Below are 18,228 nucleotides of genomic sequence, written 5' to 3'. Positions count from 1 at the left end.
TATACGTATCCATAACGCACTTAGTGCGGCAGCCACAGTCAGCAAAGCGCAAAGGGGTTCTCGTGTCCGAAACCGACGACACCGCAACGCTGAAGTACCCGGGGGGCGAGATCGACCTGGAGGTCGTCCACGCCACCGAAGGTTCCGACGGTATTGCGCTCGGTCCGCTGTTGTCGAAGACCGGGCACACCACCTTCGACAACGGCTTCGTCAACACCGCTGCCTGCAAGAGCGCCATCACCTACATCGACGGCGACGCCGGCATCCTGCGCTACCGCGGTTACCCCATTGACCAACTGGCGGAGAAGTCGACCTTCATCGAGGTCAGCTACCTGCTGATTTACGGCGAGCTGCCGACCACGGACCAGCTGGCCGAGTTCACCCACCGGATCCAGCGGCACACCATGCTGCACGAGGACCTCAAGCGGTTCTTCGACGGCTTCCCGCGCAACGCCCACCCGATGCCGGTGCTGTCCAGCGTGGTCAACGCGCTCAGCGCCTACTACCAGGACGCCCTGGACCCGATGGACAACGCGCAGGTGGAGCTGTCGACCATCCGGCTGCTGGCCAAGCTGCCCACCATCGCCGCCTACGCCTACAAGAAGTCGGTCGGCCAGCCGTTCCTCTACCCGGACAACTCGCTGACCCTGGTGGAGAACTTCCTGCGGATGACGTTCGGCTTCCCGGCCGAGCCTTACCAGGCCGACCCTGAGGTGGTCCGGGCGCTGGACATGCTGTTCATCTTGCACGCCGACCACGAGCAGAACTGTTCGACGTCGACGGTGCGGCTGGTCGGCTCATCCCGGGCCAACCTGTTCACCTCGATCTCGGGTGGCATCAACGCGCTGTGGGGGCCGTTGCACGGCGGCGCCAACCAGGCGGTGCTCGAGATGCTGGAGCAGATCCGGGACAGCGGCGACGACGTCGGCGAGTTCGTCCGCAAGGTGAAGAACCGCGAGGCCGGCGTCAAGCTGATGGGCTTCGGCCACCGCGTCTACAAGAACTACGACCCGCGCGCGCGGATCGTCAAGGAGCAGGCCGACAAGATCCTGGCCAAGCTGGGCGGCGACCCGCTGCTGGACATCGCCAAGGAACTCGAAGAGGCGGCGCTGACCGACGATTACTTCGTCGAGCGCAAGCTCTACCCGAATGTGGACTTCTACACCGGGTTGATCTACCGGGCGCTGGGCTTCCCCGTGCGGATGTTCACCGTGCTGTTCGCCCTGGGCCGGCTGCCCGGCTGGATCGCGCACTGGCGCGAGATGCACGACGAGGGCGACAGCAAGATCGGCCGTCCGCGCCAGATCTACACCGGCTACACCGAGCGCGACTACCTCACCATCGACGGCCGCTAACCTCCCCTTTGCCGCGAGCGTGCATGTCTGTACGGCGACACGCCGCTCACGGCGTACAAGTGCGCACGCTCGCGGCACCCTAAAGCGCGGCCAGGACAGCCATGGCGGCGTTGTGGCCGCCGATGCCCGACACCGCCCCGCCGCGGCGGGCGCCCGAGCCGCACAACAGGATCCGCGGGTGGCCGGTGGCTACCCCCCACTGCCGCGCCGGGTTATCCAGCGGGTCGTCGTCGTCGGCGAAGGGCCAGGACAGCTCGCCGTGAAAGATGTTGCCGGCGGTCATGTTCAGCGTGCGCTGCAGGTCGCCGGTGGTGGTCGTCTCGATGCACGGCCGGCCCTGCGCGTCGGTCATCAGCACATCCTGAATGGGTTCGGCCAGAACGGAATTCAGCGACGCCAGTACCGCCTCGGTGAGTTGAGCCGACGAGGTCTCGCCGAAGACCGAATGTGGGGTGTGCAACCCGAACACCGTCATCGTCTGAGCGCCCGCAGCGCGCAGCGCCGGCGACAGGATGCTCGGGTCGGCCAGCGAATGGCAATACGCCTCGCACGGCAGCGGATCCGGTAACCGGCTGCCGGCCGCGCGCCAGTAGGCCCGGTCCAGTTGCGTCCAGGTCTCGTTGACGTGGAACGTTCCGGCAAAGGCCTGTTCAGCCGTGACGGCCTCGTCGCGCAACCTGGGTAGCCGGCGCAGCACCATGTTGACCTTGACCTGCGACCCAGGGGCCGGTGTCGGCGGCACTTCGCCCAGCAGGCCGGCCAGTACCGCGGGAGTGACCCCGGCCAGCACGAACTCGCCTCGGACCACATGCTCGGCCTCCGCGGCACGGTAGCGCACCTCGCCGTCGGGGGAGACGGCGAAAACGTCGGCATCCGTGGTGATTTCGGCGCCAAAGCCGGCCGCCGCGGCCGCCAGTCCCGAGGTCACCGAGCCCATGCCGCCGACGGGAACATCCCAGTCGCCGCCGAGCACGTGGTACAGGAAACAGATGTTCTGCCGTAAAGACTCGTCATCGAGACGGGCGAACGTGCCGATCAGCGCATCGGTGGCGACCACGCCGCGAACCAGGTCATTGCCCACCGCGGCAGTGATGGCCCGCCCGATCGGCTCCTCGACCACGGCCCGCCACACGGCCGCCGCCTCCGTTGGCGCACCGTCGAGGACATGGCGGCGGGCCTGCTCGCGGGTGCGCAGCGGCTCCAGCAGCGTCGGCCACAGCCGTTCGGTCAGCAGCCGGCTGCGTCGGTAGAAGGCATTGAACCCCTGTTCGTCGCCGGCGGCACCGATCGCGGCGAAGGTGGACGGCGGGCCGATCAGTAGGCCGGAGCGACCGGATGTCGCCGGATCGGGGGTGTAGGAGGAGAACCGGCGCCGGGCCAGCCGCACCTGGGCGCCCAGCTCGTCGACGATGCGCGGCGGCAGCAGGCTGACCAGGTAGGAATACCGGGACACCCGTACCTCGACGCCGTCGAACGCCTGCGCCGATATCGCGGCCCCGCCGATATGTGACAGCCGCTCGAGCAACCGCACCCGAAGACCCGCCCGGGCCAGGTAACCGGCCGCGACCAGGCCGTTGTGGCCGCCGCCGACGATGACGACGTGGTAATCGCCAGCCACCTGCGAAGCCTGGCGCTAGCTCAGGTAGCCCTCGACTTCGCCGGGCGGGCGAATGGTGGCCTCGCGCGGATCGCCCCCGGTCTCGCGCAGCGCGCGCCGCTGCCGCAACAGGTCCCAGCACTGATCGAGTTGGGTCTCGATGCGGCGCAGCTCGTCATGCTCCTCGGACTCGGTGATGTCGCCGTGCTGCAGCTGAGCTCGCAGGGCTTTCTCCTGGGCAACCAGATCACGGATGTGTGCCAGGGTGTCGCGGTCCGTCGGTTTCCTCCCATTACCCATCGCTCCAGTGTGCCCGACATTCCCCGGTGTTCGGGTGTCGACTCGGTAGGCTGCATATTTGGTTCAAACGACTAGTTCAAACGACTAGGAGAAGTAATGGTGGGTACCGAGGTGGGTGTAGGCGAAACGCAGTCGCCGCCCACCGACGTGCGGACTCCGAAATATCAGCGGCACCCGCTGGGCCGTTCCTGGCTCATTGCGGTGGCGGTCATTCCGTTGCTGTTGGCGGCAATCGGTTACGGCGCCTACGAGCGCCCCCAGGGCGTCAACGGGCCTACCGGTGCGCTTCCGACCCTGACCAATACCGTTGGCGCGTCGGCCGGTGCGGGACTGTCGCTGTCATTGCTGTCAATTAGCCGCAACGGCAACACCATTACGCTTATCGGCGACTTTCCCGACGATGCGTCCAAGGCCGCGATGATGACGGCGCTGCAAAGCTCCCTGCCGCCGGGCGTGAACATAATCGACCAAGTCCATATCGATCCCATTGTCCGGGCACTCGATTTCTCAAATGCCGCACAGGTTTTCGTTGCCAGCGCGCAGATTCCCGATTTCACGCTCAAGGTGGAAAGGAGAACCGTCACCTTGTCCGGGACCGCGGTATCCGGCGACCAGAGGGATGCCATTGAGCGGGCGGCCGTAAGTGCTTGGCCGGGTGTGGATATCGCCAACCGGATCGAGGCCAAACCCCCGCCCCCCGCGCCCGGGCAGTGTAACGAGTTGCAAGCGGCCATCAATGCGGTCACGGGCGGGCCGATCTTCTTCGGCAGCGACGGGGTCTCGCTCACCCCGGCCGACAATCAGATCCTGACCAAGGTGGCGGCCAAGCTCAAGGCGTGTCCGAACGCGCGGGTCACGGTCAACGGCTATGCCGACAACAGCGGCGGCGAAGCAATGAACATCCCGTTGAGCACTCAACGGGCAACGGCCGTCGCCGAGTACCTCGTCAAGAACGGAGTTGCCGCCGATCACGTCGCCAGCAAGGGTCTGGGTTCGGCGAACCCGATCGCCAGCAACGACACCGCCGAGGGCCGAATCAAGAATCGCCGCGTCGAACTCGTGGTCAGCTAAGGAGATGCCGGCATGGGTTTCGTGATCCAGTGGTTGAGCTGCCTGGTTGCCTTCGTAATCGGCTCGGCTGTTGCCTGGGCTATCGTCGCCGTGTCGATGAAGAGTCGCGACGAGGCTCCGGCGGTCCAACCGCCTGAGATCGAGGCGCCATGATGGCGCAGGTGCACTGGTGGCTGGTCGCGATGGCGTTCGCGCTCGGTCTGGTGCTGACGTTGGCGATGTCGATTCGGCCTACCACCGTGCGGGCGCGGGTGTGGACGCCGATCGGCGGCTTCGCCGCGCCACCGCGTCCGGCGCCGGCAAAGCGGCCCGGGCCGGCGAAAAGGGTGCCACCCCGTAAGGGGCCCGCGAGACCGGCTGGCAAGGGCGTGCCGGCCAAGAGGGTTCCCGCTAGAAAGGCTGCGCCGACCAAGCGCATTCCAGCCGCGAAATCACCTGCGACAGCACGGATTCCGCGGGCTGGCGAGCGACCGACGGAACGGTTTGCACTCACCGGCGACGCGGTCACCGAGCGGATTCCGGTCGCCAAAGATGTTGTCAGGAACCAGATTCCGCGCACGACGTACACCCCGTACGGTCCCGGTTCCGCGCGCGCCGACGCCGACGGCAGCGGACCCGACGGGTGGGTGGTCAAGGGACGCTCGGATACCCGGCTCTACTACACTCCTGAGGACCCCAGCTACGACCCGGTTATCGCGCAGGTGTGGTTCGAGAACGAAGAGGTTGCCGCGAAAGCGTTTTTCACGCCGTGGCGCAAGAGCACCCAGCGCAAATGATTTAAGTCGGCCCCGGCAGGCGCAGCACCAGGCGGGCGCCGCCCAGCGGGCTGTTCTCCAGCGAAGCCGTCCCGCCGTGCAGGTGCGCCTGCTGGGCGACCAGCGCCAGCCCCAGGCCCGAGCCCGAATGCGAGGCCGTCGACCCGCGGGAGAAGCGTTCGAAGACCACCTGGCGTTCGTCCTCGGGAACTCCGGTGCCGTCGTCGTCGATAGCGATTTCCACCCCGGCGCGCGAGCTGACCGCGGACAGCTGGACCCGGGTGGCGCCGCCGTGCTTGACGGCGTTGGCGATCGCGTTGTCGACGGTCAGGCGCAACCCGGCCGGCATCCCGACGATGATGCAGGTCGGGGACGGTACCAGCGAGACGTCGAGTTCGGGGTAGATGCGGGTGGCGTCGTGGGCGGCCCGGTCGAGCAGGTCGGTGATGTCGACGGGCACGTGGTCGTCGGAGGTGGACAGCTCGCCCTGGGCCAGCCGTTCCAGCGCGCTGAGCGTGGCCTCGATGCGCGACTGGGTGCGGATGACGTCGTTGAGCACTTCTTTGCGCTGGTCGTCGGGCAGATCCAGGGTGGACAGCACCTCGAGGTTGGTGCGCATCGCGGTCAGCGGCGTGCGCAGTTCGTGGGAGGACACCGCCGCGAAGTCGCGGGCGGACGCCAGCGCCTCCTTGGTCCGGATCTGCTCGTTCCAGATGCGCTGCAGCATGCCTCGCATCGCCTCGGCGATCTCCACGGCCTCGCTGGCGCCGTGCACTTCGACCTGTGGCGCCTCGTCGCCGGCGTCGATGGACCGGGTCTGTTCGGCCAGCTGTTTGAACGGTCTTACCGCGAAGATGGCCAGCAGCCAGGCGAACACCGCGGCCGCGCCGATGGCGAAGGTACAGATCAGCAGCACTCGGCGATGCAGGTTGTTCGTCTCGGCAATGGTCGCGTCATACGTCGCGCCGACGGCCACTGACGTGGGCTCGGGTCCCGGGATCTCCACCGTGCGCACCCGGTAGCGCACCCCGCGGATGTAGGTGTCGGCGTAGTCCTTCTGCAGCTTGGGCAGGGTGATGTCGGAGTTCGACTTGACCAGGTTGCCGCGCCGGACCGTGATCAGGGCGTCCTGGTCATTGGGGGAGCGCGGGATTTCGTCGAGGCCACGCGGCACGAACGGGATCGCGAACCCGGCGGCCTCGTCCAGCCGGCGGTCCAGCCGCTCCTTGCGGTCATTGGTGATGCCGACCCACACCACGGTGCCGACGATGAGCACCGGAATCGCGGCGCCGATGGCCGTCGCCACCACCACCCGGGTCCGCAGCGAGGGCGTACGGGTCAACAACCGCTGCAGCAGGTTCACCTATTGCATCCTGAGCACAAAACCGACGCCGCGTACGGTGTGCAGCAGCCGGGGGCCACCGTTGGCTTCCAGCTTGCGCCGCAGGTAGCCGATGAAGACGTCGACGACATTGGTGTCGGCGGCGAAGTCGTAGCCCCACACCAGCTCGAGCAGTTGTGCACGCGACAGGACCGCCGTCTTGTGCTCGGCGAGCACCGCGAGCAGGTCGAACTCCCGCTTGGTCAGGTCGACGTCGACGCCGTTGACCCGGGCGCGCCGGCCGGGGATGTCCACTTCCAGGGGGCCCACGGTGATGGTTTCCGACGACGACGTCGCGGTGGCCCCGCGGCGGCGCAGCAGCGCCCGCACCCGCGCTACCAGCTCGGCCAGCACGAACGGTTTGACCAGGTAGTCGTCGGCGCCGGCCTCCAGCCCGGCCACCCGGTCGTCGACCGAGCTGCGCGCGGACAGCACACAGACCGGCACGTCGTTGTCCATCGCCCGCAGTGCGGTGACGACGCTGACGCCGTCCAGCACGGGCATGTTGATGTCCAGCACGATCGCGTCGGGGCGGGTTTCGGTGGCGCTGCGCAGGGCCTCGGCCCCGTCCACGGCGGTCGACACCTCGAATCCGGACAGCCGCAGGCCGCGTTCCAGCGAGGCGAGCACGTCGGAATCGTCGTCGACGACCAAGACTCGAGGCGAGGTCAGACCAGTGTCCATGCGGCCCATTTTGCCTGATTGTGATCTACGGCGGTGGGAGGCGCGGGCAAACCTGGTTTGGCTGAATGGTTACGGTTTCGACGCTGCGCTGCGACTGCCCGGCCTCATCATCGAAAACGATGGCAGGTCAAGACTTTCAACGTCTTGGCCGCTTTTCGCAATGGTATCGGGAGACAAGCTCGTCGTGACTGAATTCGTGTGCGTGCCAGCGATCGCGGCCGCGCCCCGGCGCCGCCGGGCGGTCACCGACCTGCGACGGCTGCTGCGCTACCTGATTCCCTACCGGGGGCGCTGGATCGTCATCGTGGTGGCCGCCGCCGCCAGCCTCGTTGCGACGGTGGGGATCCCGATCATGACCAAGGCCGTCATCGACGGACCGGTACGCCACCACGACCTGCGCGGACTGTGGACGCTGGGCGCGGCGGCCATGGCGCTGGGCCTTTCCGAGGCCGCGATGTTGTTCATCCGCCGCTGGCTCACCGCGCACGCGACCATGGGCGTGGAAGCCGATATTCGCCGCGAACTGCATGCTCGTTTGCAGGTGCTGCCGATGCCGTTCCACCAGCGCTGGCAGTCGGGGCAATTGGTGTCGCGGATCATGAACGACCTGGCCACCATTCGCGACCTGTTGTCGTTCGGCGCGGTTTTCATGATGCTCAACGTTCTTCAGATCACCGTGGTGACGGTGTGCCTGCTGGTGATGTACTGGCCGCTGGGTCTGGTGGTGCTGGGGTCGATCGTGCCCATCGTGGCGACCGTGCTGCATTACCAGGGCGAGTTCACCCGGTTGTCGCGGCACGTCCAGGACCAAACCGGCCATTTGGCAACGCATGTCGAAGAGTCCACGCTGGGCCGCGGTGTGGTGCTGGCGTTCGGTCGCGAAGACCAGGTGTTCGACCAGTTCGACGCGGAAGTAACCACGCTCTACGACGTCGGCCGCGACAAGGTCTCGGTGGCCGCGAAGTTCTGGACGTTGCTCGAGGTCATTCCGAACCTCGCGCTGATTGTGCTGCTGGGTTTCGGCGCCTACGCGGTGGGCCACGGGATGGTCACCATCGGCACCCTGGCCGCCTTCCTCACCATGACGCTGTCGCTGGTCTGGCCCGTCACCGCGATGGGTTTTCTGCTTTCCATGACTCAGGAGGCGATGACCGCCGCCGACCGGATCGCCGAAATCTTCGATGCCCCTTGCGAAGTCGGTTCTGTCGTGGGCGAGGATCCGGCGCTGTCCGGCTGGCTGGAGTTGCGCGACGTCGGGTTCCGGGCCCCCGAGGGTAAGTGGTTGCTGCGGCACATCACGTTCACCGTCGCGCCGGGGGAGACGCTGGCGCTGGTCGGTTCCATGGGTTCGGGTAAAACATTGCTCACTGCGCTGCTGTCCCGGATCTACGACGTGTCCGAGGGGCAGATCCTCATCGACGGCCACGACATCCGCGAGCTGTCATTGCCGGCGCTGCGCAGGGCGGTGAGCACCGCGTTCGACGACCCGACGGTGTTCTCGATGTCGGTGGCCGAGAACCTGCGGCTAGGCCGGCCGGACGCCGGCGACGCGGAGGTCTTTCAGGCTATCGAGGTGGCCGCAGCGGACTTCGTCTACGACCTGCCGTTTGGGCTGGATACCCGCATCGGAGAGCAGGGCATGCGGCTTTCCGGCGGGCAACGGCAACGGTTGTGCCTGGCCCGGGCCCTGGTGGCCGCGCCGCTGATCCTCGTCATCGACGACGCCCTGACCGGGCTGGATGCGCGCACCGAGGCCGAGGTGATCGCCGCGTTGCGCCGGGTTCTGGGCGGGGCCACCGGGATTGTGGTCGCGCGCCGGCCGTCCACCGTGGCGCTCGCCGACCGGGTCGCGTTGCTGGAAGACGGAACCATTACCCACATCGGCACGCACGCGGAACTTTTCGCGCAGGTGCCGGCGTACCGGCAGCTAATGACCGGCGCACCAACCGAATTGGCGGAACAACGATGACAACCCTGGATACCCGTCCCATTCCGGTTCGCGAGCTGCCAAGCGCAGAACCGGATCCGGCGATCGACGACACGCTGGCACACGGCCGCGACGCACGGCTGCTGCTGGGCTCGCTGATGCGTCCGCACGCCCGGGCACTGGGCTTGCTGTTGTTGGTCGCGGTAGTGGAAAACGCTGCGCGGCTTACGGTTCCGCTCCTGGTGCGGCGCGGCATCGACTACGGAATTCCGTCGATCATGCACGGCGAATCGGCGCGGGCGCTGTTCCTCATCGTCGGGATGCTGTGCTTGACGGTGGTCGTGCACGGTCTGAGCCGTTGGCTGTTCCTCAACCGCGCCGGGGTGGTGCGGCTCAAGGTGCTGCTGGAGTTGCGCCGACGGGTGTTCCGGCACTTTCAGCGACTCGACACCGCGTTTCACGAGCGCTACACCACCGGCCGGGTGGTCAGCCGGCTGACCAACGACGTCGAAGCCGTCCAGGACATGCTCGCGGCCGGGTTCGACTGCCTGATCACCGCGGCGCTCACGCCTCTCGGGGTTGGCGTGCTGCTGGTTGTCCTCGACTGGCAGCTGGGGTTGATGTGCTTGGCGGTATTCCCGGTTCTGCTGGCCCTGGGCGCCTGGTTTCGCGCCGAGTCGTCGAAGACCTACCGGGAGGTGCGGGAAAGCACCGCGCTGGTCATCATGCAGTTCATCGAGGCGATGGCGGGCATCAAGTCGTTGCAGGCATACCGGCAGGAGGCGCGCAACCAGGTCGTCTTCGAGGACATCGCCGACCAGTACCGCACCATCAACGAGAAGTCCTTCAAGCTGATGGCCCTGTTCACCCCGGGCGTCAAGGTGATCGGCAACGTCACCGTCGGCATGGTGCTGATCTACGGCGGGATTCTGGTGCTGCGCGGCGAGATGACGATCGGAACTTTCGCGGCGTTCCTGCTGTATCTACGGATGTTCTTCGAACCCATGCACGAAATAACCCACTTTTTCAACGCTTTTCAGGCTGCGGGGTCGGCTTTGGAGAAGCTGGCCGCAGCGCTGGGCCGACGGCCGGCGGTCGCGTACGCCGACGCGCCGGCGCGCAAGTCGGTGCGCGGCGCGCTCGCTTTTCGGGGGGTGCATTTCGGTTACGTGCCGGGCCGCCCGGTGCTGTCCGGGCTGTCGCTGACCGTTCCCGCGGGGCAGACCGTCGCGCTGGTCGGGGCCAGCGGTGTGGGCAAGTCCACCGTCGCCAAACTGCTGGCCCGGTTCTACGACCCGGCGGCGGGTTCGGTCACCCTCGACGGTGCCAACCTTCGTCAGCTGCCACGGTCGGAATTGCGGCGCCATGTGGTGCTGGTCTCCGAAGAGAGCTTCCTGTTCTCCGGTTCTATCGCCGACAACATCCGGTTCGGCCGCCCGGACGCCACCTCGGAGGAGGTCTTGGAGGCGGCCAGGGCGATCGGCGCCGACCGGTTCATCGAGGCGCTGCCCGACGGGTTCGAGACCCGGATCAGCAACGGCGGCGTGCTGCTGTCGGCCGGCCAGCGCCAGCTCGTCGCACTGGCGCGGGCATTGCTGGCCGATTCGGCCGTGCTGATCGTGGACGAGGCGACGTCGGCGCTGGATCTGCCCAGCCAGCGGACGGTGCGACGGGCCCTTGAGTCGGTGTTCGCCGACCGGACCGTGCTGATGATCTCGCACCGGGCCGACGACGTCGACGGCGTCGACCGAGTGGTGGTGCTCGGTGAGGGCGGCGAGATCCTCGCCGATCGATCACCGGTCGACCGGGCCACTCAACCGCCAGGCCAGCTGGCGTCGCGCGGCGGGCGCTTGGGCGGCCAGGTGCAACGCCGAATTGCGCATCGGGCGTAGCGGGCCGTGGTCGAGTGGCTGGGCCCGACGACCCGGCGCTATTTGGCGGGCAGACGGTATCCGCGGCGGCGCAGCGCCTCGCGGGCTCGGCGCACGATGTTTTCTGGCCGGTCCTCGGCGACTACGCGGATGACGATCCAGCCAAGCTCCTCGAGTGTCTTCAGCCGGCGCATATCCCGCACGTACTGGCGCCGATTGGTGCGGTGCTGGTCGCCGTCGTACTCGACTGCGACCTTGACCTCTTCCCAGCCCATGTCGAGGAACGCGACCGTCCGGTAGTTGGCTACCACCGGTATCTGGGTCTGCGGGCTGGGCAGGCCCGCGTCGATAAGCGTTAGCCGCAGCCACGTCTCCTTCGGGGAGGCCGCGCCGTCATCTATGCGGGGCAGCACCTGTCTGAGCTGGCGCACTTGTCGGGCTCGCGGGTGTCTCTTGGTGAGCAGCAGTACCTCCTCGACAGCGAACGGCGTGGCCCGCATGAGTGCGTCCAGGCGTGCCACCGCAGTTGCGGGGGAGTGTTGCCGTCCCAGGTCGAATGCCGTGCGTGCCGGCGTGGTTACGGGTAGGCCCGCGACGCGGGTGACTTCGTTTGCGTCCAGCCGCTGATTGCGGGTGAGCACTCCGTTGGGCGCATGCTGATTGCGCCAGATCAACTCGACCGGCTCGTCGTCGTCGATCCAATTGGAGCCGTGCAGTGCCGCAGCGGCCAGCCCGGCCAGGACACCGCGTCGGCCTGACCACAACCACGCGGCTTCGCTGCGGATTCGCAGCGTGGGCTCGACGTGTCGGGTCAGGTAAATGCCGGGGTAGACGGGGCGGAAGCCGGTCCGCAGCTGGTACTTGGTCAGCTTGCCTGCGCGCAAAGCGTCACTGCCCACAATCAGGTCTCTCACGCACCGTAGGACGTTATGGCCGGGTGGTGGGTTTCGTCTCGTCCAGATATAAGCCTGGCACAGGATTTTCGGCGTTTCGTGTGCCGTGGTTATGTGTCGCGGGGGACCCCGATGCTGCGGTAGCGGCGCAATCGCGCGGCTGTGCGTTCGGCTGCTGGGGTATCCCGGAGCGCGGCCAGTTCGGTGGCTATGGCGCGGGACAGCCGGACCGAGAACTCGACCGGCTCATCCACGGCGTCGGGAAGCTCGGGCACGATCGCGTCGACAATCCCGGCCGTCAGTAGGTCTGCGGAGCGAATGCCTTGGGCCGCAGCGAGTTCGGGCGCATGAGCGGTGTCGCGGAAAACGATGGCGCTGGCTCCCTCCGGCGGCAGCGGCGCCAGCCAGCCGTGCAATGCCGCCAGCACCCGATCGGCGGGCACCATCGCCAGCGCCGGCCCGCCGCTGCCCTGTCCCAGCAGCACCGACACCGTCGGGGTATCCAGCGTGACGAGTTCGGCCAGGCACTGCGCGATCTGCCCGGCCAGCCCGCCCTGCTCGGCCTCGGCCGACAACGCCGGCCCGGCGGTGTCGATCACCAGTACCAATGGCAGGCGCAGTTGGGCGGCCAGCGCCATGCCGCGGCGCGCCTCACGCAGGGAAGCCGGGCCGACGAGCCCGCCCACCAGACGCTGCTGGCCCAGCACCACCGCGGGCTGGCCGGCGAAACGGGCCAGCGCCAGCAACGTCGTCGCCGCGTCACCGAAACCGGTGCCGGACAACAACACCCGATCGGTGGCGCCGTGTCGCAGCAGTTGTCCGACTCCCGGTCGGTCGGGGCGCCTTGATGCCAAAACCGAGTCCCAGGCCGGGACATCGGGGATGTGGTCGGGCGCCTGCGGCGGTGGCAACGGTTCGGGATCGTCGGTGAGGACGGTCAGCGCCCGATCCAGCATCGCGCGCAGCCCGTCCAGTGCGACGACGCCGTCGATGACCCCGTAGCGCTGCAGATTTTCCGCGGTCTGAACGCCAGGCGGAAAGGGTTCGCCGTACAGCTGCTCGTACACCCGCGGCCCGAGAAAGCCGATCAGGGCGCCGGGCTCGGCGACGGTGACGTGGCCCAGCGAGCCCCATGACGCGAACACCCCGCCGGTGGTCGGATGGCGCAAGTAGACCAGGTAGGGCAGATGTGCCCGTTTGTGCAGTTCGACCGCGGCGGCGATCTTGACCATCTGCAGGAACGCGACGGTGCCCTCCTGCATGCGAGTGCCGCCCGAGCTGGGCGAGGCCAGCAGTGGCAGTCGCTCGGCGGTGGCCCGCGCGACGGCGGCGATGATCCGTTCGGCGGCCGCCACCCCGATCGAGCCGCCCAGGAAGCCGAACTCGCAGACCACCACGGCTACCCGGCGTCCGAAGACGCTGCCCTCGCCGGTCAGCACGGATTCGTCGCGGCCGGTGGCGGCGCGGGCGTCGGCCAGTTCCCGCGCATAGGCGTCGGTGATCGGGATGTGCAGCGGCTCGCTGTCCCAGCTGATGAACGAGCCCTCGTCCAGTACCGCGTCGCGCAGTTGGTCGGTCGTGATCCGGCTCACACGCACGAGGCTATATATCCTGGCCCCCATGATCGGTATCACCCAGACCGAAGCGGTTTTGACCATTGAGCTGCAGCGGCCCCAGCGGCGCAACGCGCTGAACTCCCAGCTTGTCGAGGAGCTGCGGGAGGCGGTGCTCAAAGCCGACGACGGCTCGATTCGGGCCATCGTGTTGACCGGCCAGGGCACGGTGTTCTGCGCCGGAGCCGACCTGAGCGGGGACGCGTTCGCCGCGGACTACCCCGACCGGCTCGTCGAACTGCACCGGGTGCTGGACGCGACGCTGATACCGGTGATCGGCGCCATCAACGGGCCCGCGATCGGCGCCGGCCTGCAGCTGGCCATGCAATGCGATCTGCGGGTCGTGGCACCCGATGCGTTCTTTCAATTCCCGACGTCGAAATACGGCCTGGCCCTGGACAATTGGAGTATCCGCCGGTTGTCGTCGCTGGTTGGTCACGGGCGGGCCCGAGCGATGCTGTTGACCGCGGAGAAGCTGGACGCCGAGACGGCGTTGCTCACCGGAATGGCCAACCGGATCGGAACGCTGGCCGATGCCCAGGCCTGGGCGGCTGATATTGCCGGTCTGGCGCCGCTGGCGATTCAGCACGCCAAACGGGTGCTCAACGACGACGGCTCCATCGAAGAACCGGGGCCGGTGCACAAAGAGTTGTTCGACAAGGCGTGGGGCAGCCAGGATGTGATCGAGGCACAGGTCGCTCGGGTGGAGAAGCGGCCGCCGAACTTCCAGGGGGCGTAATCGTCATGACGGCCCGAGTGCTGCGACTGGCGGCCGGTACCGCGTCGCTGGCGGCAGGCAGCTGGTTTTTGCGCGCGCTGCACGGCGCGCCGGCGGCGCTGGGCGCCGACCCGGCGTCCATTCAGGCAGCCTCGGAGGCGTCGCCGAACTATCGCGACGGCTCGTTCGTCAACCTTGACCCGTCCTCGCTGTACATGATGGATCGCGAGCAGTTGCGGCTCATCGGCTGGGAGTTGCTCGCGGCCCGCAAGGCCAGCCGTCCCCCCGCGCCGATCCCGCTGGCAGCTCCCGAGATCTATCGGGGCGAAGCCAGCAAGCTCGCCGTCAGCTGGTTCGGCCATTCGACCGCGCTGCTGGAAATCGACGGGTACCGCGTGCTAACCGATCCGGTGTGGAGCAATCGGTGTTCGCCGTCGGACATCGTCGGACCGCAGCGGCTGCACCCGCCGCCGGTGCAACTGGAAGGCCTGCCCGCCGTCGACGCGGTGGTCATCAGCCACGACCACTACGACCACCTCGACATCGACACGGTCATGGCGCTGGCGCGCAGCCAGCGGGCCCCGTTCTTCGTGCCGCTCGGGGTGGGCGCCCACCTGCGCTCGTGGGGGATTCCGAAGCATCGGATCGTCGAACTGGACTGGAATGAGAGCGCTCAGGTCGACGAGCTCACCGTTATATGCGTGCCGGCGCGGCACTTCTCCGGGCGCTTCTTCACCCGGAACAACACGCTGTGGGCGTCGTGGGCGTTTGTCGGGCCCAGCCGTCGTGCCTACTTCGGCGGCGACACCGGGTACACCAAGAGCTTCGCGCAGATCGGTGCCGATCATGGGCCCTTCGACCTGACGCTGATGCCGATCGGTGCGTACCACACGGCCTGGCCGGACATCCACATGAACCCCGAGGAAGCCGTTCGGGCGCATCTGGATGTCAGCGAATCGGGGTTGTTGGTGCCGATTCACTGGGGCACGTTCCGGCTGGCGCCGCATCCGTGGGCCGAGCCGGTCGAGCGGGTGCTGACGGCCGCTGACGATGTCGATGTTCAGGTGGCGGTGCCGTTGCCCGGTCAGCGCGTTGACCCGGCCGCGCCGTTGCGATTCAACCCGTGGTGGCGGCTGTAGAGCTAGCTATAGCTAGGTATGCCATGTCGTCCTAGCTGTTAGAGCCGAAAGCGCCCGGGTGGCCCGTCAGCCCGCCAGCGCCCGCCGGAATGCCGTAGCCGCTCCCCTAAGCGCCACCGGACGACATCGCGATTTTTGCTAGCCGCCTGCCCCGCCGGTGCCGCCTTGTCCGCCCTCGCCGATCAGCGCGCCGGCATTGATTAGCGTTGCGCCGTCTCCTCCGGTGCCGGGATCTCCGCCGCCGCCACCGGTGGTGTCCGTCGGGGGCGCGCCGGCGTTGCCATGGGTTCCCGGGGCACCGAGGGTGGAGCTGATTTGGCCGCCGTTGCCGCCAGTGCCGCCGGTGCCACCCGTACCACCGACGCCGCCAGAACCGCCGGCGCCGCCAGTGCCACCATTGCCAGCTTGCTCATTTACTGAACTTGCTGTTCAGCGACGTTTCCACCGCCCTCGGTGTCGCTAACCGGCTTATCCCCAGGCTCCGCGCAGGCTGCGGCGGAGGCCATCGCCTGTTGTGTGGCACACACAAACGTCGATAGCTCCAGCTCAGCGCTGGTCAGAACAGGAGCCCTCCGGTCGGACCGTCGCTACCTCGGCTGCCGCTGCGGCCCCCCGCACCAGCGGGTGTGCCTCCGGCGCCGGGGTTTCCGGGGGATCCGCCGCCGCCGCCGTCGCCGCCGAAGTTGCCAGAGACTTGGATGCTGTATTGGCCGCCTGGACCGCCGTTGCCGCCGTCGCCGGCGTCGCCGCCCGGACCGCCGGTTCCGGACGTGGCAGTGCCGCCGTCGCCCCCGTTGCCGCCCTTGCCGCCGTACCAGCCGGGGCCACCGTGGCTGGGGCTGAAGCCGCCGGCCCCACCGGTGCCACCAGTGCCGCCCTTACCGCCGACGCCGCCGTTGCCGCCGCCGGTTGCCGCCCCGCCGTCACCGCCCGGACCCCCATCGCCGCCCTGACCACCCATACCGCCCACACTGGTGGGGCCGGCATCCCCGGTGCTGCCGCCGGTGCCGCCTTGGCCGCCTTGGCCGCCTTGACCGCCGGTGCCGCCATTGCCGGTGCCGGTTGCGGTGCCGCCTTGGCCGCCCTTGCCGCCGTTGCCGCCCGTGCCTGCTTGCTGGCCGAGCCCGGCCGCACCGGCGCTGCCCTGGATACCGCTGCCGCCTTGGCCGCCGGTGCCGCCGTTGCCGGTGCCGGTCGCAGTGCCGCCCTGACCGCCCACGCCGCCGGTGTTGCCAGTGCCGCCTTGGCCACCGGTGCCGCCGTTGCCGCTGCCGGTTCCGATACCGCCTTGGCCGCCGTTGCCGCCGCGCCCGCCGTCGCCGCCGGCGCCACCAGTACCGCCGTTACCGTCGTTGCCGCCGTCGACACCCGTACCAGCTTGGCCGCCGGCGCCACCGGTAGCGCCGATGCTGTTGCCGTTCGAGGTGCCGCCGACGCCGCCAGTACCGCCTTGGCCGCCGGCACCGCCGTTCACCCCGTTGACACCAGCACCGCCGTTGCCGCCGGTGCCGCCGGTGCCCCCTTGGCCGCCGGTGCCGCTGGGGCCAGTGCCTGCGGTGCTGTCGCCGTTGCCGCCATCGCCGCCGGTACCGCCTTGACCGCCGGTCCCGCCCGCGCCAGCGTGACCGCCGCCGGTGGCCGTGCCCGCCGCGCCGCCATTGCCGCCGTTGCCGCCGATAGTTCCGTTGCCGGCGCTGTCGCCGTTGCTGCTGTCGCTGCCATTGCTGCCGGTGCCGCCTTGGCCGCCTTGGCCGCCATTGCCGCCGTTGCCACCGCTGACTGCGGCCCCGCCGCGGCCACCGGCGCCGCCGCTGCCGGCTGCGCCGCCGTCTGGCGCGATCCCGCCCTGGCCGCCGGCGCCGCCGTTGCCGCCATCACCGCCGTGGCCGTTTCCGCTGCCCGTGACGATGCCGCCGTTACCACCTGCACCACCGGCGCCGCCCGAGCCGGCGGAGCCGAAAACTCCGTAGTCGCCGCCGTTGCCGCCAGTGCCTCCGGCGCCGCCAGCGCCGCCATTGCCGCCGTTGGCCGCAGCGCCGCCGTTTCCTCCGTCGCCGCCCGCCCCGGCCTGGCCGCCGACGGTTGACGTGCCGCCGCTGCCGCCTTGTCCTCCCATGCCGCCGTTGCCGCCCGCGCTCGCAGCGCCACCCACCCCGCCGTGGCCTCCGTCGCCGCCGGTGCCGTCGTCGCTGCCGTTTCCGCCAGAGCCGCCCGCGCCGCCCGCACCGGCATTGCCGGAGGTGCTGGCGCCACCGTCACCCCCGGTGCCGCCTTTACCACCATCGGCACCACTACCGCCCTGGCCGCCTTGGCCGCCTTGGCCGCCTTGGCCGCCTTGGCTGCTGCCGGCTGCGGCGCCACCCGCGCCACCGTGGCCGCCGACGCCCCCTGAGCCGCCAGCATTGCCTTGCCCGCCAACGCCGCCCTGACCCCCGCCGCCGGCTTTGCCACCATCGGTTGCATCGCCGCCGGCGCCGCCGGCGCCCCCGTCGCCACCAAAGAGGTTGGTTCCTCCGCTGGCGCCGTTGCCGCCCTGGCCGCCGGCACCGCCGTTTATTCCGCCTACCCCGGCACCTCCGTTGCCGCCAGCGCCGCCGGTGCCGCCAGTGCCTGCGTTGCCGCCGCCAGTGCCATCGTTGTTGGCCGCGCCGCCGTCGCCGCCTTGGCCGCCCGCGCCACCGTGACCCGCGCCTCCGGTCGTACCGCCGGTTCCGCCAGTGCCGACCATGCCGCCGGCGCCGGCATTGCCGCCGTCGCCGCCTGCGCCGCCGGTGCCACCCTTGCCGTTGCCAACGGCGGTGTCCCCGGCCGCACCTACGTCGCCATTGCCGCCACTGCCGCCGTTACCGCCGGCACCGCCACTGCCGTTGGTGCCACCGCTTGCGCTGTTGCCGCCCGCCCCGCCGGCGCCGCCCGCCCCGCCG

Annotated in this window: 15 protein-coding genes and 1 pseudogene; 8 read left to right on the top strand and 8 right to left on the bottom strand. The window is 68.9% G+C overall.

Going from position 1 to position 18,228, the window contains the following annotated elements:
- The first annotated feature begins 62 nt into the window (after positions 1 to 62).
- Positions 63 to 1,355 carry a citrate synthase gene (locus tag BST12_RS20540; RefSeq protein WP_083114970.1) on the top strand — a complete coding sequence of 431 codons (1,293 nt, stop codon included), beginning with the start codon at positions 63 to 65 and terminating at the stop codon, positions 1,353 to 1,355.
- Between the two features lie 79 nt (positions 1,356 to 1,434).
- Here the strand turns inward: BST12_RS20540 and BST12_RS20535 are convergent, their stop codons facing one another.
- Entirely contained in the window at positions 1,435 to 2,973 is a 1,539-nt protein-coding gene (locus BST12_RS20535; protein WP_083114969.1) for a phytoene desaturase family protein, read from the bottom strand.
- 15 nt (positions 2,974 to 2,988) lie between these two features.
- Positions 2,989 to 3,252 carry a DUF2630 family protein gene (locus tag BST12_RS20530; RefSeq protein ID WP_083114968.1) on the bottom strand — a complete coding sequence of 88 codons (264 nt, stop codon included), beginning with the start codon at positions 3,250 to 3,252 and terminating at the stop codon, positions 2,989 to 2,991.
- Positions 3,253 to 3,351: 99 nt separating this feature from the next.
- On the opposite strand from BST12_RS20530, the gene arfA reads away from it, so the two are divergent.
- Genes arfA through arfC form a run of 3 tightly spaced genes read left to right on the top strand, consistent with a single transcriptional unit; the run spans position 3,352 to position 5,099 of the window.
- A complete protein-coding gene (gene arfA, locus BST12_RS20525; protein ID WP_083114988.1) occupies positions 3,352 to 4,323 on the top strand; it encodes a channel-forming protein ArfA/OmpATb in 972 nt (323 codons plus the stop codon).
- Between the two features lie 12 nt (positions 4,324 to 4,335).
- Positions 4,336 to 4,476 (top strand): channel accessory protein ArfB, encoded by a 141-nt coding sequence (gene arfB, locus BST12_RS32130; RefSeq protein WP_170062167.1) that lies wholly within the window; start codon positions 4,336 to 4,338, stop codon positions 4,474 to 4,476.
- Positions 4,473 to 5,099 (top strand): channel accessory protein ArfC, sunset domain variant, encoded by a 627-nt coding sequence (gene arfC / locus BST12_RS20520; RefSeq protein ID WP_443677793.1) that lies wholly within the window; start codon positions 4,473 to 4,475, stop codon positions 5,097 to 5,099. Before arfB ends, arfC begins: the two co-directional genes overlap by 4 nt.
- A gap of 1 nt (position 5,100) precedes the next feature.
- Here arfC and prrB read toward each other — a convergent pair whose 3' ends face one another.
- Both prrB and prrA read right to left on the bottom strand, forming a co-directional pair.
- On the bottom strand, positions 5,101 to 6,441 hold the full coding sequence (gene prrB, locus BST12_RS20515; protein WP_083114967.1) for a two-component system sensor histidine kinase PrrB: 1,341 nt from the start codon (positions 6,439 to 6,441) through the stop codon (positions 5,101 to 5,103).
- Positions 6,442 to 7,152, bottom strand: coding sequence for a two-component system response regulator PrrA (prrA, locus tag BST12_RS20510; protein WP_139801801.1), 711 nt, complete (start codon positions 7,150 to 7,152; stop codon positions 6,442 to 6,444).
- Positions 7,153 to 7,327: 175 nt separating this feature from the next.
- Between prrA and BST12_RS20505 the strand changes: the two genes are divergently transcribed.
- Positions 7,328 to 9,112 carry an ABC transporter ATP-binding protein gene (locus tag BST12_RS20505; protein WP_245850458.1) on the top strand — a complete coding sequence of 595 codons (1,785 nt, stop codon included), beginning with the start codon at positions 7,328 to 7,330 and terminating at the stop codon, positions 9,110 to 9,112.
- Positions 9,109 to 10,962 carry an ABC transporter ATP-binding protein gene (locus BST12_RS20500; RefSeq protein WP_083114966.1) on the top strand — a complete coding sequence of 618 codons (1,854 nt, stop codon included), beginning with the start codon at positions 9,109 to 9,111 and terminating at the stop codon, positions 10,960 to 10,962. The genes BST12_RS20505 and BST12_RS20500 overlap by 4 nt, the downstream gene beginning before the upstream one ends.
- A gap of 38 nt (positions 10,963 to 11,000) precedes the next feature.
- Here the strand turns inward: BST12_RS20500 and BST12_RS20495 are convergent, their stop codons facing one another.
- Together BST12_RS20495 and BST12_RS20490 are read right to left on the bottom strand one after the other, a co-directional pair.
- Positions 11,001 to 11,855, bottom strand: a complete 855-nt coding sequence (locus BST12_RS20495; RefSeq protein WP_083114965.1) for a DUF559 domain-containing protein — start codon at positions 11,853 to 11,855, stop codon at positions 11,001 to 11,003.
- Positions 11,856 to 11,944: 89 nt separating this feature from the next.
- Positions 11,945 to 13,426, bottom strand: coding sequence for an acetyl-coenzyme A carboxylase carboxyl transferase subunits beta/alpha (locus BST12_RS20490; RefSeq protein WP_083114964.1), 1,482 nt, complete (start codon positions 13,424 to 13,426; stop codon positions 11,945 to 11,947).
- Between the two features lie 28 nt (positions 13,427 to 13,454).
- Here BST12_RS20490 and BST12_RS20485 point away from each other — a divergent pair, with 28 nt between their 5' ends.
- Positions 13,455 to 14,186 (top strand): enoyl-CoA hydratase, encoded by a 732-nt coding sequence (locus BST12_RS20485; protein ID WP_083114963.1) that lies wholly within the window; start codon positions 13,455 to 13,457, stop codon positions 14,184 to 14,186.
- A 5-nt stretch (positions 14,187 to 14,191) separates the two neighbouring features.
- Positions 14,192 to 15,304, top strand: a complete 1,113-nt coding sequence (locus BST12_RS20480; protein ID WP_083114962.1) for an MBL fold metallo-hydrolase — start codon at positions 14,192 to 14,194, stop codon at positions 15,302 to 15,304.
- Positions 15,305 to 15,504: 200 nt separating this feature from the next.
- Here the strand turns inward: BST12_RS20480 and BST12_RS34310 are convergent, their stop codons facing one another.
- Together BST12_RS34310 and BST12_RS34305 are read right to left on the bottom strand one after the other, a co-directional pair.
- Positions 15,505 to 15,717, bottom strand: coding sequence for a hypothetical protein (locus tag BST12_RS34310; RefSeq protein ID WP_170062166.1), 213 nt, complete (start codon positions 15,715 to 15,717; stop codon positions 15,505 to 15,507).
- A gap of 143 nt (positions 15,718 to 15,860) precedes the next feature.
- A pseudogene (locus BST12_RS34305) lies at positions 15,861 to 18,228 on the bottom strand (PE family protein); the annotation flags it as partial.

Origin of the sequence: Mycobacterium angelicum, assembly GCF_002086155.1 — a bacterium.
Taxonomy (GTDB): Bacteria; Actinomycetota; Actinomycetes; order Mycobacteriales; family Mycobacteriaceae; genus Mycobacterium; species Mycobacterium angelicum.
This window is presented reverse-complemented; position numbering and strand designations above follow the sequence as displayed.

Excerpts from the sequence above, each read along its gene's own strand:
- BST12_RS20530 (WP_083114968.1), bottom strand. The coding sequence starts at position 3,252 with ATGGGTAATGGGAGGAAACCGACGGACCGCGACACCCTGGCACACATC.
- arfB (WP_170062167.1), top strand. The coding sequence starts at position 4,336 with ATGGGTTTCGTGATCCAGTGGTTGAGCTGCCTGGTTGCCTTCGTAATC.
- arfC (WP_443677793.1), top strand. The coding sequence starts at position 4,473 with ATGATGGCGCAGGTGCACTGGTGGCTGGTCGCGATGGCGTTCGCGCTC.
- prrA (WP_139801801.1), bottom strand. The coding sequence starts at position 7,152 with ATGGGCCGCATGGACACTGGTCTGACCTCGCCTCGAGTCTTGGTCGTC.
- BST12_RS20500 (WP_083114966.1), top strand. The coding sequence starts at position 9,109 with ATGACAACCCTGGATACCCGTCCCATTCCGGTTCGCGAGCTGCCAAGC.
- BST12_RS20485 (WP_083114963.1), top strand. The coding sequence starts at position 13,455 with ATGATCGGTATCACCCAGACCGAAGCGGTTTTGACCATTGAGCTGCAG.
- BST12_RS20480 (WP_083114962.1), top strand. The coding sequence starts at position 14,192 with ATGACGGCCCGAGTGCTGCGACTGGCGGCCGGTACCGCGTCGCTGGCG.
- BST12_RS34310 (WP_170062166.1), bottom strand. The coding sequence starts at position 15,717 with ATGAGCAAGCTGGCAATGGTGGCACTGGCGGCGCCGGCGGTTCTGGCG.